Source organism: Mesorhizobium ventifaucium, assembly GCF_935822925.1.
GTDB classification, from domain to species: domain Bacteria; phylum Pseudomonadota; class Alphaproteobacteria; order Rhizobiales; family Rhizobiaceae; genus Mesorhizobium; species Mesorhizobium ventifaucium.
Genome location: NZ_CAKXZS010000004.1, coordinates 31,953 through 48,104, shown reverse-complemented (window position 1 = coordinate 48,104; position 16,152 = coordinate 31,953). Strand labels below are relative to the sequence as shown.

Annotated in this window: 16 protein-coding genes; 4 read left to right on the top strand and 12 right to left on the bottom strand. The window is 61.1% G+C overall.

Features of this window, described 5'->3' with window-relative positions; all coding sequences use genetic code 11:
* Window positions 1-37: 37 nt before the first annotated feature.
* The 9 genes from NMG70_RS03860 to NMG70_RS03815 form a co-directional block, all read right to left on the bottom strand.
* Window positions 38-1,348, bottom strand: coding sequence for an HlyD family type I secretion periplasmic adaptor subunit (locus NMG70_RS03860; RefSeq protein WP_254023301.1), 1,311 nt, complete (start codon window positions 1,346-1,348; stop codon window positions 38-40).
* Window positions 1,348-3,093, bottom strand: coding sequence for a type I secretion system permease/ATPase (locus NMG70_RS03855; protein ID WP_254023300.1), 1,746 nt, complete (start codon window positions 3,091-3,093; stop codon window positions 1,348-1,350). The genes NMG70_RS03860 and NMG70_RS03855 overlap by 1 nt, the downstream gene beginning before the upstream one ends.
* Window positions 3,094-3,193: 100 nt before the next feature.
* Complete coding sequence (eglC, locus tag NMG70_RS03850) at window positions 3,194-4,585, bottom strand: endo-1,3-1,4-beta-glycanase EglC (protein ID WP_254023299.1); 1,392 nt, start codon at window positions 4,583-4,585, stop codon at window positions 3,194-3,196.
* Window positions 4,586-4,728: 143 nt separating this feature from the next.
* On the bottom strand, window positions 4,729-5,211 hold the full coding sequence (locus tag NMG70_RS03845) for a D-glutamate cyclase family protein (protein ID WP_301555124.1): 483 nt from the start codon (window positions 5,209-5,211) through the stop codon (window positions 4,729-4,731).
* 26 nt (window positions 5,212-5,237) lie between these two features.
* Window positions 5,238-6,161, bottom strand: coding sequence for a hypothetical protein (locus tag NMG70_RS03840; protein ID WP_254023298.1), 924 nt, complete (start codon window positions 6,159-6,161; stop codon window positions 5,238-5,240).
* Window positions 6,161-6,442, bottom strand: coding sequence for a hypothetical protein (locus NMG70_RS03835; protein WP_254023297.1), 282 nt, complete (start codon window positions 6,440-6,442; stop codon window positions 6,161-6,163). Before NMG70_RS03835 ends, NMG70_RS03840 begins: the two co-directional genes overlap by 1 nt.
* A 56-nt stretch (window positions 6,443-6,498) precedes the next feature.
* Entirely contained in the window at window positions 6,499-7,473 is a 975-nt protein-coding gene (locus NMG70_RS33190) for a LysM peptidoglycan-binding domain-containing protein (RefSeq protein ID WP_436798348.1), read from the bottom strand.
* A 747-nt stretch (window positions 7,474-8,220) separates the two neighbouring features.
* Window positions 8,221-9,081, bottom strand: a complete 861-nt coding sequence (locus NMG70_RS03820; RefSeq protein WP_254023295.1) for a MurR/RpiR family transcriptional regulator — start codon at window positions 9,079-9,081, stop codon at window positions 8,221-8,223.
* 245 nt (window positions 9,082-9,326) lie between these two features.
* Complete coding sequence (locus tag NMG70_RS03815; protein ID WP_254023294.1) at window positions 9,327-9,524, bottom strand: hypothetical protein; 198 nt, start codon at window positions 9,522-9,524, stop codon at window positions 9,327-9,329.
* A 59-nt stretch (window positions 9,525-9,583) separates the two neighbouring features.
* Between NMG70_RS03815 and NMG70_RS03810 the strand changes: the two genes are divergently transcribed.
* The 4 genes from NMG70_RS03810 to NMG70_RS03795 are packed head-to-tail and all read left to right on the top strand — an operon-like array spanning window position 9,584 to window position 12,685.
* Window positions 9,584-10,564, top strand: a complete 981-nt coding sequence (locus tag NMG70_RS03810) for a SctD/MshK family protein (protein ID WP_254023293.1) — start codon at window positions 9,584-9,586, stop codon at window positions 10,562-10,564.
* Entirely contained in the window at window positions 10,561-11,001 is a 441-nt protein-coding gene (locus NMG70_RS03805; protein ID WP_254023292.1) for a hypothetical protein, read from the top strand. Before NMG70_RS03810 ends, NMG70_RS03805 begins: the two co-directional genes overlap by 4 nt.
* Before the next feature lie 17 nt (window positions 11,002-11,018).
* Window positions 11,019-11,330 (top strand): tetratricopeptide repeat protein, encoded by a 312-nt coding sequence (locus tag NMG70_RS03800; RefSeq protein WP_244602868.1) that lies wholly within the window; start codon window positions 11,019-11,021, stop codon window positions 11,328-11,330.
* Window positions 11,327-12,685 carry a flagellar biosynthesis protein FlhA gene (locus NMG70_RS03795; RefSeq protein WP_254023291.1) on the top strand — a complete coding sequence of 453 codons (1,359 nt, stop codon included), beginning with the start codon at window positions 11,327-11,329 and terminating at the stop codon, window positions 12,683-12,685. Before NMG70_RS03800 ends, NMG70_RS03795 begins: the two co-directional genes overlap by 4 nt.
* Here the strand turns inward: NMG70_RS03795 and NMG70_RS03790 are convergent.
* The 3 genes from NMG70_RS03790 to NMG70_RS03780 form a co-directional block, all read right to left on the bottom strand.
* Window positions 12,589-13,239 carry an SGNH/GDSL hydrolase family protein gene (locus NMG70_RS03790; protein ID WP_254023290.1) on the bottom strand — a complete coding sequence of 217 codons (651 nt, stop codon included), beginning with the start codon at window positions 13,237-13,239 and terminating at the stop codon, window positions 12,589-12,591. The genes NMG70_RS03795 and NMG70_RS03790 overlap by 97 nt on opposite strands.
* 41 nt (window positions 13,240-13,280) lie before the next feature.
* Complete coding sequence (locus tag NMG70_RS03785; RefSeq protein ID WP_254023289.1) at window positions 13,281-13,691, bottom strand: hypothetical protein; 411 nt, start codon at window positions 13,689-13,691, stop codon at window positions 13,281-13,283.
* A 481-nt stretch (window positions 13,692-14,172) separates the two neighbouring features.
* Entirely contained in the window at window positions 14,173-15,894 is a 1,722-nt protein-coding gene (locus NMG70_RS03780; protein ID WP_254023288.1) for a hypothetical protein, read from the bottom strand.
* Window positions 15,895-16,152: the final 258 nt, after the last annotated feature.

Here is a 16,152-nt window from a genome sequence, read left to right as displayed (position 1 = left end):
TGTTCCGGAATTCAGCTCGTCGGCTCGCCGAGAGAGCCTACTCCTCCCTGAAAGCTCGCTGAATCTGATCCGCCAAAGGTTTCACGAGATAGGACAGCATGGTGCGGTTGCCGGTCGAAAAGAACACCTCGACAGGCATGCCTGGCGCCAGGGCCACGCCCTTGAGCCGGCTAAGCTCTGTGCGAGGTAAAACAACATTAACGGTGTAAAAGCCGGTGCCTGTTTTCTCATCGACATTGAGATCGGCGGAAATCTTGCTGACGGCACCATTCAGTTCCGGCGTCGTTTGCTGATTGAATGCCGACAGCCTCAGGGTCGCGCCTTGTCCTGGCGTCAATTGATCGATGTCTTGCGGAGCCACACGCGCCTCGACGGTCAGGTCGTCTGTCACCGGGACAATCAGCATGATGAGCTCGCCCGGAGAAATGACGCCACCGACCGTGTGCACGCCAAGCTGATGAACGACACCGTTCTGCGGACTGCGTATATCGATCCGTTTGAGCTGATCTTCGGCCGAAACCTTGCGCTCGACGGATTCGGAGATCTTTGCCTGGACGTCACGCAGTTCGCTCGCCACTTCGCTGCGCAAATCCTGGTCGATCTGGATGATCTGCAAACGGATTTCGGAGGTACGACCCTTTGATTGCGCAATTGCCGCAGTCAGTTGACCGTGCTCACCTTTGAGCCGCACGGCATCGCGTTCAAGCGCAGTAATGCGATCGATTGAAACCAGCTTACGTTGCCACAGGCTACGCATGCCTTCGAGCTCAAAGCCGATCAACTTGATTTCCTGGCTCTTGGCATCTCTTTGCTCGGTCAAGCCGGAAACTTCTTCGGCAAGCTGCGCAATGCGCTCTGCCAACTGAGCCTTCTGACCGGAGCGCGCCTGTCGGCGAAATTCGAACAGAGATTGCTCGCCGGCCATCGCCCGCCCAATCTCGGGGGCATCCTGGCGTGACACAAGCGAAACTGGAAAGCTGATGCTTGCTTTGCCGTCGCGTTCGGCCTCAAGGCGAGCCAGGCGCGCCTCGAATTCGTCCAGGCTCTTGGTGACGATCGCCAGATTGGCCCGGGTGATGGTCTCATCCAGGCGGATCAAAACCTGGCCCGCCTTTACCGCATCGCCTTCTCGAACGAGGATTTGACCGACCACGCCACCGGTTGGATGCTGCACTTTCTTGACGCTGGAATCGACGACCAGCTTTCCCGAAGCGATGACGGCTCCGGAAAGCTCGGTGACGGCGGCCAAACTCCCCGCCCCGCCAACCAGCAGGATGCAGGTCGCGACACCGCCAAGCAGATAGCGTCGAATAGTGCGATCGGCTGCGAACATCGTGCGTTGCGCCATCAGGATGCCGACTCCTCAGGCCCGGAAACGACCTTCAGGGGAACGCCTGCTGGGCGGGTGATCTTGTTCAGGATCTCATTCTTCGGGCCAAAGGCCTGGATCCTGCCGTTCGCCATCACAAGAACCTGATCCAGGCTGGCCAGCGCGCTCGGCCGGTGTGCGACCACGATGGCAATACCGCCCCGAGCGCGAACACCCTGGATCGCCACCGTCAACGCGGCCTCGCCTTCCGCATCGAGGTTGGAGTTAGGCTCGTCGAGAATGACCAGAAACGGGTCTCCGTAGAGAGCCCGGGCAAGCGCCACCCGCTGCCTCTGGCCCGCCGAAAGCGCCGACCCGGCCTCGCCGATGCGCGTCTCGTAGCCCTCCGGCAGGTGGATGACCAGATCATGAACGCCGGCCGCGCGCGCAGCCGTCAGTATCTTGTCCGAGGGCGCCTGCGATTCGAAGCGCGCAATGTTCTCGGCAATGGTGCCGTCGAACAGTTGCACATCCTGCGGCAGATAGCCGACATGGCTGCCCAGCTCTTCCGGCGACCACTGGTCGAGCGTTGCGCCATCCAGCCTGACGGTTCCGCGGATCGGGAGCCATATGCCGGCAATTGCCCGAACCAGCGATGATTTTCCCGAAGCGCTTGGTCCGACGATGCCGAGGCCGACGCCCTTTTCCAGTGCAAAGGTGGCGTCCTGCACGACCAAACGACGCTCGCCTGGCGGCGTAACGCTGATGCTTTCGACCGAAAGAGCAGATCTCGGCGCAGGCAGCGAGACACTTATCGCAGTTTCGGGAAGCAGGACCAGAAGCTGGGTCAGCCGGGTCCAGGCCTGGCGGGCGGTGACGAAGCCCTTCCAGTGGGCGATAGCCAGTTCGATCGGTGCGAGCGCCCGGCTCATCATGATCGAACTGGCGATCATGATGCCGCCGGTCGCCTCCTGATGGATGACCAGATAAGCGCCGATCGCCAATATGCCTGATTGCAGCATCATGCGCAGGATCTTCGCGATCGTTGCGAGAGTCCCGGCAAGGTCGCTCGCTCTTGCATTGGTGTCGAGATAGCCGGCATTGATCCCTGACCAGCGCTCGGCGATGCGCGAGCCAAAGCCCATGGCCTGCAGAACCTCGACATTGCGGCGCGTCGCTTCGGCAAGTGTATTGCGCGCTGCCGCTTGACTGTTTGCCTTTCTGGCGGGCTCTCTCGTGCGAATTTCGGCAAGCAATGCCAGGCTGAAGAGAATGACCACCCCGGCCAGCGCCGTCATGCCGATCCAGAAATGGAACAGGAAGCAGATTGCGAGGTAGAGCGGCATCCACGGCAGGTCGAAAAGCGCGGTCGGACCGGCGCTCGACATGAACGATCGCACCTGGTCAAGATCGCGCAAGGATTGAAGGCCGTCGCCTGCGAGTTTGGTGCGCAGCGGCAAACGCATGAGGGCGGCATAGACCTGTCCGCTCAAGCGCGCGTCCAGCGCCATTCCGATACGCACCAGCAAACGCGACCGGATGAGTTCAAGAACGCCCTGAAAGACGAAAAGTGTGCCGGCAAACACGGCGAGCCCGACGAGCGTCGGCACGCTGCGGCCAGGTATGACGCGATCGTAGACCTGCAGCATGAAAAACGAGCCGGTCAGCGCCAGAACATTGACGACGCCGCTCATCAATGCAATTCCCGCCAACGCTCGCCGAAACGCGGCCAGAACCGCCGCAAGTGTCGTCCGCGGCGGTTCAGGTGGAATGGGATGCGACATCGCCTTCACATCAGTTCCAGTTCGGTCTCAGGCGGCAATAACCGCGCCCGAAATCAGGCCTGATGACGATCGTGTCGGTGCCGAGCCTATCTGTCAAATGTTAGATAATCCAATCTTGCAACGCATAGGCATGGATGTAGTCGATCTGCATTTCCGCAGGCGTCGCAAGCCCGTCGGCGGGCGCTCCCGCTTGGCCACCAATCCCCATATTCACCAGCATATACATCGGGTCATGCATGTCGGCAGGCGTTGCGGCACGAGCGACTTCGACGTCGTCGAAATACCAGACGAGTTCGTCTTCTGTCCAAAGCACGCCATATGTGTGGAACCCTCTGGTATCCGAGGCGTAGGCCGTCGAGCCTACTGTTGTATGAGTTCCCGTCGCGTTCGAGTGGCCTGTCAAGATGAGCTTGTTTGGATCCTGACCGAACATCTCTATGACGTCCAGTTCCGGCGGCCAGGAGCCGTCCGCCGGGAGAAGCCAGAAGGCCGGCCATGCACCTTGCGTTTCGGGCATGTCGGCCCGAATTTCAAAATAGCCGTAGGTCTGCGCGAAGGATTCGTAGGTCGTCAACAAACCTGACGTGTATTGGTAGTTATTTATGTAGGGACGGATCGCCTCAGGAGCCCGGGCGGCGGTAATGGTGAGAACACCGTCCTCAATGCTGAACGGATTGACGGAACGTGTCGGGGCGTAGTCGGTATCGATGTACCATTGAAGATCGTTGTTGCTCGTGAGCGTGCTGCCGTTCGCGGCCCCCCACCAGTAGTTCGAATCCCAGGTGCCGCTCGAGCCGTTCCACAGGTCCAGCGTGTCGAACTCGTCCGAAAAGGTGAGTTCCAGAGCCGACCTGTCCACGGCCAGCTTGAACTGGCTTGCGGTGAAATCGCCGATGGTCTTGTTGGCGAAGACGAGAAACTCGTCGTCGGACAGATTAAGTCGGACGTTGGCTCCCGACTGGACCATGTTGACGCGAACCTCCTCGAAGGAGGTGAAGCCGTAGCTTCCGACGCGAACCATATCCGTCGCGCCAAGGTCCAGGATCAGATCACTGCCATTGCCGGGGTTGACGACGAAAATGTCCGCCCCGGATCCGCCCTTGAGCACGTCATCGCCCTGTAAGCCGTCGAGCGTCTGTTGGCCGGAGCCGCCGGTAACGATGTTGTTCAGTTCGTTTCCGAAAGCATAGCGTTTGTCGCCCGTGACCGTCAGATTCTCGAAATTGGCTGGGAGCTTGTAGCTCATCCAGGTCGAGATGGTGTCCACCCCTTCGCCGGACAGCTCGACCGCCTTGTTTTTCGCGGAGTACAGGTAATAAATGTCGTCGCCCTTGCCGCCACGCATTGTGACGGTGACGTTAGCGTCCCCATACATCGAGTCGTTGTATGTGCTGCCATAAAGTGTCGGGCCGGAATTCGTCGCCGAATACCACTTTACGGAGGAGCCGCTGTAGGGAAGTGGAACGCCCTTGGCGTTCAGAACCGTGGCCATCGCGGTCTTTTCTCCTTCGTCTCGCTGGATAGCAGCCCTAACATCAATCAAGGGCAAAAGGAGCCAGCACGTCTTGGTTTTCGACTTAGGAGAGTTAGCAAAAGCTTAACACGTCGTGGGCCGGCCTGAAGCCAGATGAACTGCTAATAGACCTTGAGAGCGCCCGCATCGGCTCGTGCATCGACATCGGTGATCAGCATGTGCCCCGGCGAAACCGTGATTGAGGTCGCCAGTTCGGCACGAGCAAGTGCATCCTGCGCGGTGATGCTGCTGGCCCAGAATACGGGGACCTCCCCGTCCATGATTTTAACCGCATCGCCCCAATCGGGAGCCATCAAGTCGGCTATTCCGATGACTATGGGATCTCCGACATGGACGGGAGAGCCGTGGGCATGCGGGAAGCGTGCGGTGAGGGCGCGAACCCTGTCGACATCGCAACGGCCTATCGGACGCATCGAGACGACCATTTCGCCACCAAACGGTCCTACGCGACACGTCTTGATCCTGGTTCGGAACTTGGGTGAGGCCTTGCCGCAGCCGATGCGGCTCAGTTTCTTTTCGGCAAGTGCAGCTTCGACGGTCAGCGAACTGCCGAGCGCGAAAGCGGCAAAATCATCCTGCCACAGGTCGATGATGTCCGTCCTCTGACGGGTCAGCTCGCCGGGCCGTTCTCATCGGTGAACGTGGCGTTCTCATAGACGGTCACGACGTAGAGCTGGCCGCTCTCGTCGACGATGTCTTGTGACAGGATCTTGCCGGTAAACTCGCCGCGGCCGTTGGTAAAACCTTCCCAGTCGAAATGGTGCGGGTTTCGTTCCCGCGCCTGCGCAAGCAGTTCCTGCTTGAGAGGCTCCATGGTCACGGCAAGATCCGCCGCCGCCTTCTGCGCAATCCCATACTCCTGATATGCCTCGGCCAATGTCACCTGATTGGCCGCGGCCCCCTGGAGCGTCTGCAGACCTTGAAGCCGCTCTTCGATGGCCGTGTATTCGGCGGTTCCGGGCTTGGCATCGGTCAGCTTCAACTCGAGCTCGGTCGAGGCGACCAGCTGATCGACGGTGGCCTTGTTGCCATTGGCGGTGCGCAGCGCCGAGTCGATAAGCAGCTGGGCGACTTCGGCATGCTCGGCCTTGGCGTCCTGGTTTGCTTCCTCCGCGCTAGGCCCGTCAGGGCTACGGACGGCCGCCTGGCTGGGATCGCTGATCGCCGGCAGGTCGACCTGCTTGGCGATGGCGTCGAGAAGGCTCTGCTGACCTGCCTGGTACTCGGCGCTGGCCGAGACGGCATCTTCGAGCGCGCTGTTGGCGAGGCTCAGCCGTTCCTGCGCTTCGGCCAGCGTACCCTTGGGTTCGGACGGCTTCAACTCCAGTCCATAAGGCGCCAATGTGTCGTCGAGCGTGGCTTCGGCGGCTTCCATGGCCTCCTTGTAGGCGGGATCCAGTGCGTAGACGTCGAGCTGCGCCTCGCTTTGCACGGAATTTGCCTGCGCCTCGCCGAGGCGCGATACAGCGACGTTCTCGGCTGCGATCGCCTTGGCCACCTCCGGATCGTACCATTGCCAATTCCCGTCCACCATCAGCGGCACCCATTTGCCGCCTGATGGCGCGGTGGCTGACGGCGGTTCGCCGAACGGGCCGACCGAGGTCGGCGTGCCCTCGAGCTGCGGCGTGGCGGGGTCGGCCCCCCATAGGCTTCCATCGCAGCGATCACGGCCTGCTGTTTTTCGAGCGCATCCGCGGTCAGCTCCGGCGTCGCCCCGCCGAACATGCCATCCAGCGCCGTCTTGACTATCTGGTCTTCCTTGGCCTGTTGCGGGTCACTGCTGTTCGGGTTGATGTCGAGCAGCAGCTCGGCCAATGCCTGTTGCGCGGTGCCGGCGGCGATGTCGGTGACGGCGCCGGTCGCGGCGTTGGTCAGCGTGATCTTGCCGTCCGGCGAGTGGTCATCGTGTAGCCGTTGAACGTTACATTGACGGTGGTCCTGGTGGCACCGTCGATCACCACCGTCTCGCCTGGATGAATAAGGTCGGGGTCGCGCGGCGTGGTGAACAGTTCCGGATTGCTTTCGGCGAGATCGTCCAGCGTCACGCCGTTGGCCTCGGCGATGTCGCTCAGATTGTCGCCCGGCTTGACCTCGTACTCGATCGGCTCGCCGTCGCTCAGCGTCTCGACGATGGTTTCGGTGCGTCGGCCATCCTTGTCCACGACGATCTTCGTCTCGGTGTTGTTGACGGGGTCGACGATGGTCGTGGTCTGCTCGCCGGTTTCGGTGTTGCGCTCGGTCTGCGTGGTCACGCCGTTGCCGTCGACCATGCTGGTCGTCTCGGTGCTTCCCTCGGTGGTCGTCGCCGAGCGCGAACCATGTTGGTAGTCGTTGTTGTAGGTGGCGGTCCTGCCGGTATTCGGATCGGTGACGACGATCTGCAGGGTCTCGCCAAGGTCACCGCCCTGCGTCACCTCGAGGCCGGCGGCGTTCATTTCGGCGATCACCTGCTCCGGCGTGAGATTGCTCGCCTCGGCGATCTCGTCAATGCTTTTGCCGGCGGCAAGCTGTTCCTCGATCGCCGCCACGCCCGAGCCGTCCGCCGTCTGCGATTGCGCCAGGGTGGTTACCTCGCCGTCCGGAGCCGTAACCGTGGTTACCGGCAATGCGGGGCCGCCGGCGGGCGTCACCGTCTGCACGGTCGACCCATTCGGCAGGTTGCTGGTGACGGTGACGGCGCCGTTACCACTCGTTTCGGTGGTTGTGGTTTCACGGGTCTGGGGATTGGTCGTGCGTTCGGTGACAGCGCCGTCGCCGAGATCGTCCACGAGTGTGGTCGTGATCGCGCCGGTCTGCGCGTCGACACTGGTGGTTTCCTTGCGGCCGAGATCGTCACGGATCGGCAATGAGGTCGCCTGCATGTCGGGGCCGGTCTCTTGGGTGTAGTAGCCGCCGTGATGATAATCCTGGTTTCGGTGATCGTGCGGTCTCCGGCGGTAATCACCACCGTGCGGGTGTCGCCGTTGGCATGCTCGGTCGCTACCGCCGTCATGCCGCCGGCATTCAGAGCCGCCACCACATCCTCGGGAGCCAGGCCCTGCTCGGCGGCGATGTTGTCGATGCTTTTGCCACCATCGATCGCTCTCAGAACGTCGTTCGCCTTGACTTCTAGCGCCTTGACGTCCGGCGTCTTGACTTCCAGCGCCTTGACTTCCGGCGAAACGACGCCGCCGCCGAGATCCTGGACCGTGAAAAGCGCCGGCGCGGCTGTGGCGCCGCCATTGCCGTTAGCCACGGTGACCGCGGCAGGCAGCTCCGGTCCTGGCTGCGCCGGGGGAGTCGGCTGCGCCGCCGGGGCAGTCGGCTGCGCCGTCGTCAGTTCCGCATTGACCTGCGTCAGCCGCTGGCGGGCGCCCGCGGCCGCGTCGGCCTCGCCCATCCTTTTGGCGAGCCGGATTTCATTTTGCAATTTCGTGGCTTCCGCCTGCAGCCGCGTAGTCTGCTCGGCATGGGCCTTTGGATCGACCCTGGGCGGCGGCGGCTTGACGGTGTTAATCGGGCGGATCATCAAACAACCTCCGGCCAGTCCAGTCCTGGTTCAGGCAGTCTGCCTGCCGTCAACGCCCCCGCGCCGGACAGTGGAAGCCCTGTGCCTAGCGGGGCGGCTTCCAATAAATGCCGAAAGCAGCGAGTTGCTCTTCCGACTGTCTTACTCGTTCTACAGCATTCACTTCAGACTGCGCCGCCGTCAGTGCCGCCAGAATCTCGACGGCGGCGAACGCCGGCGCCATGCTGCGGAAGAACGACTGCGAATTTGCCGTAACGATGATGGTCTCCCGCGCGATCCGGGCCAGCGGCGACACGCTGCTATCGGTGATTGCCACCACGCCGACACCTTGCCTGGCCGACTGGCGCGCCACCTCGATCGTCGTGCGTTCATAAGGCGACATGCCCACAGCAAGCAGCACATCACCACGTCCCGCGCCCTGCAAGGCATCCAGACCATGTCCGCCCATCTCGCCGACAAGCGTCACCTTGCGGTCGCCGCCGGCCAGAAACGACATGATGTGAACGAAGTGGTTGGCGACCGGATAGAAGGAGCGCGAGCCGAGGCCAAACAGATTGCGCGATCGTGCAAGCAGGTCCGCGGCGGCGATGAATTGCAAGGCATTGCCGTACTCACCCAGACTTGAGACCTGCGCCGCGAGCGTGTCGGCGACAACCCCTGCAGTCGAATATCCCGCATCGCCACCCTGGTCGGCACCCCGTCGCGCCGGCTCACTAGCGACCGTGTCACGCAGCGCGCGAGCATAGAGGCTGCGCATGTCCTCATAGCCTTCAAGGCCAAGCCATCGCGCCAACCGCATCATCGTGCTGTGCGAAACGCCGGCCTGGTGCGCCTGCTCGCGCATCGACATCAGTGCGACATCCTTGGGATGGTCGAGCACGAAACGCGCCGCGACTCGCAGCTGCGGCGGCATATTCTCGAACCGTTCGACCAACAGCTCCGCCAAAGGACCTTGTTCCATTCTGCCATACCCCATTTCCCCCGATGGCAAGTTACTCCTCCAATGGTGGCAATGCAACAGTTGGAACTGAACTGGTTCAAATATTCCAAGTGGACTTTCAATCTCGGTCATGCTGCCTTAAGCTGGTTTCGCAACCTGCCGGAACGCCTTGAAGGTGATTCCGGAGTTTGTAACCTGAATGGTCAAGGAGACAATGATGGCTGCTACCCCTCCCATCCGGCGCTTCCGGGTCACCGGAACAGAACCTGGACAAGATGATCAAGCATCAGGAGCGCATGTTTGGCCTCGAGATCACAAAAGAGATCGCGAAGTCCCAACATGACATGCTGATGAGCACCGCCAAGACGCTCGGCCAGTCGGCTGAGAAGGCCTAAGGCGGGATTCTCGAAACCATGCGCCGCCGCAAGCACCCGGCGGCGCACGTCCACGGCTTTCGATGCCGTTGTCGGGCTGCGTCTGAATTGTCATCGGCGGGAGATGAAGTGGCATGATCGGCAAAGATTGGGCTATCGGCAAATATCAGGATGCGGCGGCCCGCACCCCGGCATCGCGACATTCTGTTGCGCTCAGCGTCACGCACGGATTTCATGCCGGCGCCCAACTCAGCCTGGTCGCGCCTCTGTATACGGTCGGCTCCAGCACGGAGTCGGACGTTGTTCTCAGAGACGCCGGCATCGCTCCGGTCCACGCAAGGTTGCGGCGCAAGGGCAGCCAGATTGAAATCGAAGCCGTCGGCGGCGATGTCACGCTCGCCACCGGCGAGATCATCCGTGAAGGCCAAGGCAGCCGCTGCAAGCTGCCGCTGACGATAAGCATCGGCGATGCCCATATCCAGTTGGTCAACCCGGAACGCCCGCCGAATCGCTGGTCTGTTTCCAATCGCCCCCTCCTGGTTGCAGGCAGCGTTCTCTTTGCCGTCTTCGCTGTTTCCGTCGCCGCCAATGGGTTCTCTTTCGCCGAGCCCGACAATGGCAACAAGCTATCCGCTCAAGTCGATAAATCGATCACGGTGGCCCTCGCCGGCGAGGCCGGGCAGAGTGTTCTGGACGATTCATCGCCGACACAAGTACCCAGCCCCGCCGACTTGGAACGCCAGCTCAAGCTGCGCCTCGAGCAATCTGGCATCAGCACATTGACCGTTCAGCAAGCACCTGGCCGGCTCGTGGTCTCGGGTATGATCGCCAATGACAAGAATGGCGCCTGGACCGAAACGCAATCCTGGTTCGACCAGGCGTTCGGCGCGCACATCCCCCTCGCCTCCAATGTCATGATCGGCAACGCCGAGCAGGCTCCGCGCCTGAGACTGCAGGCGATCTGGTATGGCGAGCGGCCCTATGTCATCGCCACCGACGGCGCACGCTATCATGAAGGCGCATTCACCAATGACGGCTGGACCGTCAAGCGCATTGGCGAGACGGAACTTCTCCTGACCAAGGGCGGCGCCACGGTCGCGCTGAAATATCTGTGAACCGCCGGCTTGAAGGGCCGCGCTTCGATACGGCAAGGATTGATACAACCGGCCGGGAGGTGCGGCAGGCGGAAGGCGTGCATGGTCAGGCAATCAACCGTCGGCGGATGAATGGCGTCGACAAGGCCGCAAGCCGGGCTCAGGGGACGACATCGGCCGGCGGCACGCAAAAGCCAGAAGCCGCGGAATTCCAGTCCTCACGGGGTATGGCTGGCGATTCGCTCGACGAGGCGCTCATCAACTTCGTCATGCCCGCTATTCCCGAGCCAGCCATCCTGCGTCGCTCGGTAGCCATTCTACAGCATTTTGTAGCGCATCTGGTTCCCGATCTTGAGGGCGGCGAGCAACTCAAGACACTTGCCAGAACGCTGATGGAGGATGAAATCGAGCGTCACCGCGATCTGCTTGCCCGGATACAGGAAGGAATCGAAACCTGACCGATCCGCGTGACACAGTGCATCTGCTGCATGTCCTGGGCTATCTCTACGGCTGTCACGGGCAGGCAAAGCGGGGCGCGGCCTACCTGCTTATCGCGGCGCAGCTGTCGCCGGGAAATGCCGGCGTTCTGCGCACGCTGGCGCATCTGCTCATACTCGATGGCGAAGCGGACAAGGCGCTTGCCACGATTGCCAGGCTGGAGACGCTGGAGGGAATGGACCACCCGACGCTGGCGTTGCTGAAGAGCCGCGCGTTGCTTGTGGCTGGCCGCAGGGCCGAGGCGCACAATGCCTTGCGGAGCTTCCTATCGCATCGAGCCGCCGAATGACGATATCGGAGCGCCTTCTGCACTTCCTTGCCAAGCTGTCACGCCGCAGCGATCTGGTCATTGCCATCCTGATGCTCGTTGCAGTGGTAATGATGCTCATCCCATTGCCGACCTTTCTCGTCGACATTCTCATCACCGCCAATATCGCCGTCAGCGTGCTTATCCTGCTGGCTTCGTTTTACGTTTCTCATCCGCTCCAGTTCTCGTCGCTGCCATCGGTCATCCTCATCGCCACCTTGTTCCGGCTGGCGATCACGATCACGACCACGCGACTGATCCTGCTCCAGGCCGACGCAGGCGAGATCGTTTCCGCCTTCGGTACTTTCGTCGTCGGCGGCAGTATTGCCGTGGGCCTCGTCATCTTCCTGATCATCACCGTTGCTCAGTTCATAGTCGTTGCGCGGGGTGCGGAACGCGTTGCCGAGGTTGCCGCGCGCTTCACGCTCGACGCGCTGCCCGGCAAGCAGATGAGCATCGATGCGGAGTTGCGCAACGGCGACATCGATCAGGCGGAGGCACGCCGGCTGCGCCAGCAGCTTGAGCGTGAGAGCCAGCTGTTCGGCGCGATGGATGGCGCCATGAAATTCGTCAAGGGCGACGTCATCGCCGGCATTGTCATCATTCTGGTCAACCTGATCGGCGGTTTCGCGATCGGAACGCTGCAGCACGATATGTCGCTAGGGGACGCCGCCGTGACCTACTCACTGCTCACGGTGGGTGACGGGCTGGTCGCGCAGATACCGGCACTGCTCGTCGCCGTGGCCGCCGGCACGATGGTGACGCGCGTCGGCAGCTCGGACGGCACGAGCGACCTTGGCCAGCAAATAACCAGCCAGCTACTGCGCGACCCCCGTGCGCTCGCACTCGCCGCGGTGATCATGGTCGGCCTTGCCGTAGTGCCGGGCTTTCCGTCCCTTGTGCTCCTGATCCTTGGCGCCTGCTTCGGCGCGGGCGCCTTTGCCATCAATCGCCGCACCGCCCGGGAATCCGAGCTCAGGGACATCGGCCAGACCGCCATGACCGAACAACAGGGAAAACCGGCGTCGCTTTCATCAATGCTCATCGCAGCACTGCCTTCTTCATCCCGCATCGTCGTACGCTTCGGAACCGAACTCGGACGCTCGGTCCCGGAACCCGAATTCGCGACGCTCGCCGATGGCGTGCGCCGCGAGCTTTTCGGCGATCTCGGTGTCGACGTTCCGGCTATCGGCCTGCAGGTCGACGAGACGCTTTCAGCAAGGTCGGCAGCGACAGGCGACTACTTAGCTGGACCCAACAGGACGTCGAGATCGACCGCGTCTGCCATTGCCTTGTATCCCGCGTCGTTGGGATGGAGGTTATCGCCGCAGTCGTAGTCGTCGCGCAGATACCCCGGCTTGGCCGGGTCTTCCATCACCTTGTCGAAGTCGATCACGCCATCGAAGCCGCCGCCGTTGCGGATCCATTCGTTCACCGCGACGCGGATCTTTTCCTTCTCGGGTGTGTAGTAACCCTCGGTGGGAAGTCCTTTGAAGGTTTCGGCGAAGGGGGTCAACGTCGCGCCTACAATGCGTATGCCATGGGCGTGCGCGCGGTCGATGAGCTGTTTGTATCCGGTGATGATGTCTTCGGCGGTCGGTTGCTGGTCGTCCGGCGTAATTGCATTTTCGCCGGGCCAGCCGATGTCGTTGATGCCCATCATCACGACAACGGTCGCGACTTTGGGATGGCTCAGTATATCAGAATCGAAACGCGCCAGAGCATTGACACCCATACCGTCGGTCAACACGCGATTGCCCGAAAAAGCTTCGTTGACCACCGCGACCTTGCGGGCGGTCTCCTGCAATCGCTTGGCAATATGGTCCGGCCAGCGACTATTGGCGTCGGGGGTCGAGCAATTCCCATCCGTGATGGAATCCCCGAAAAACACGACCGCCTGCGATTCCGGCGCGGCATCAACCCATATATCGCTCAGAAAAGGCGCGATTTGAGTGTGCTGTCAGCCTTGAACGCCGCCTCGTTCGTGAAATTGCCCTGGCCGGAGATGTAGGCGGTTTGCACACCATCCCAATGCACCGACGACAGCGCCGTCTTCCTCGGCAGGAAGATGCTGACCGAGATTTCGGAAAGCGCTTCTGCCGAGAGCGCGACGGGGTCGCTGAGGATCGGAGCACCCGGCGGAACGACCACAGAACTCTTGCCGCCCCAGGTCATGGGCTTCAGGGTCGCCTGGTCGACCTCGCCGTCCTTGCCTGCTATTGCGACGCTGCCGGCGCCGATGGTCAGCGGCTTGTCGCCGAAAGCATTCGACAGCACTACCCGCACGCTATTGCCGCCAACACTGATGCGGGCAACCTGGCGGACGGTCTGGTTCTCCAGCACCTCCGGCACTCCGAAAGGCGCAGGAAGATCATCCGACCAGCGCGGAGCAGGTGTGGCGGCCCAAGTGGTGATCCAAGCTCCGCTTTCGGCGCCTTGTGCCGAAAAACCTGCGATCGCGGAACCGGCCGCCACAGCTGCACATATCAGGATGGTCTGACGTCGACGCCGTTTCCTCTCTGCTGCGGCAGAAAGCGCCGATGAAATCTTATCCGTAAAAAAAGGCCTGTTGAGCCGCATTTTATCTCCTCCTCGAGACATGCTGGTACTGCCGCCGCCGGCCTTATTATGACGGGCTGCCTAATGCATGTCGCGCAAAAGTGTGCAGCGGTTTTTGCGATAGCGACATGCATTGAAACAACAATCTAAAGCGCGTCGCATGAGGCGGGTCCAACGCGACGCGCTTTAGGGAATAATTTCAACTTCCGTGGCAATTTTGGACCAGCGTCAGGGGCAAGGATTGCGAGCGTGGAAACTGGTGCTGTCACTGGCGGACATCGATCCTGGGCCCCAATGTCTGAGTCATGACCCGCCGCACGACCTTGCCGTCTGCGACATCGAGGCAGACGGTATCGACCAGGTATCGATACGCGACGATGTCGCGAGGCTCCAACGCCTCAAAAGCGCGGTGCAGGAACGGCATGGAATAATGATGGTGTGGATAGAAGTTGTAACCGACCGCAACAGCCGAGCTCGCCAAGTTCGCGGCGCGATTGTGCTGGCCAAGAATAAACGGCGCCGGGCGGGCCGCATCGTAGTCAGGCGGCGTGATTGGCAGTTCGACTGGATAGGCGCACTCTTTGGTAAGCTTCATGACCTCATAGTTGGACGAGGCAATGTCCGACGAATTTGGCTGCACCTGCCTGATCCCGATCTGGCCCCAAGCTGAGGTCGGAACGTGGCCGGATTCACGACGATATTCCTGATAGCCGAAGTGACGAGCATAGAGCAGATAGGAAGCGTCGCGGAAAAAGCTCGGTGCGACCCGCACCCAGTCACCTTCTTTCGTCAGCGCCTCGAAATATGCTTGCCGGATTTGCCTTGAATCGTACCAGCCGAGCCGCGCGTTATAAAAGACCGCGTGGCCGAATATGGTGACAACAATCCCGGTTACGACGGCAATTGTGGAAAACGAATTTTCCTTCATTCTCGTCAGAGCCGCGACGATCAGACTGTTCAAGATGATCCAGTGCAGAAAAAGAGCGCCACTCAGCAGGAAGATCCCGATATGCATGATATCGAAGAACGCGGTCAGTCCGATGAGCCATCGCCGGCGCAAAAAGGCAAGAAAGCATAGAAGCTGCGCAGCAAGGATAACGACATTCATCGGAATCTGGACCGCCCTGACTGCTTCATAAGCAAGTGCGAGCAGCGATTCGGAAAAGCCCAACGGGGCCGCGCCTAAACTGTACCCGGCTAGCATTATGGAACTGGTCGGGTTCTCGAGGATCCAGCTCATCGGCCCTCCGTCAAGCGTGACCTTGGCCATGCCGGACATGAAGTAGTTGCCAAAATGGGCGCCGATCCCGGCCAGCAACAATATGCCGGCGGCCTGGGCCGCCAAATTCCTGGTTCCGATTTCGTGGGGGTTGGGCAAGTTTCTGGTGAAGGGCTTCAGCCGGCTCAATCTCTGCAGCAGGCCGAGGCCCAACAGGCCACAGGCCAGGAAGAGACCGACCTCAATCAAGGGCGCATAGTCGTTGCGGCCCAGTTCCGCAGCACCGGAGACTGCCCGCGTGACATCCTTGTGGAAGCCGTAATAGACCATCGGAAAAATGGCAAAGGATGGCCGCAGGATAGAAAGAAGCGCGGCCGCAAGGGCGATCAGGCGAGAATAGATGAGTACATTTCCCAACGCGTCGGCGCGAGCTGCGTCGGCAATGCCGAGTTCGTCTCCAAGCCCGAAGCTGAAGAGGCCCAGCGTTATCGCCAGGCCGACGACGATAATTCGCGCAGCCCGCGCCTCGGCGGGATAGCGCACGAATGCAAAAAGGCAGCAAAGTAGAGCCAACCCGATGGCACTTACCGTGGCGAGGCCAGGATCATGCCACGCCACGCGGGATGCCGCCTTCTCGTACAACAGGATCGGAACGACCCCGCACAGGAACGGGAAAAAAAGAAGGGCTGAAAGGAAATAACGCTCAACCGGTGAACGCTCGATGCCGACTGACGACCAACGCCGGGCGCTGCCCGCTCCGATGCTCATCCCATGCTTCTCCCATCTTCCGGAATTTTCGCGTCACCGCTTCGGTATTCGGTGCTCACCTTTCCGGTGACCGGATGAGCCATCTCGCCACCATATTGCTGCACTGCAACAAGGCAGCGTACTACAACTTAACCATACAGGCAACGACGGCGTTTCAAGATGCCTTGGCCCAGCGCGCGCGGAATTGCGGCCAATTATCGATAAATGTCGAGGTTAAATGGCCAATTCCTCACAGTTTGCGCACACAACAGCAACGGT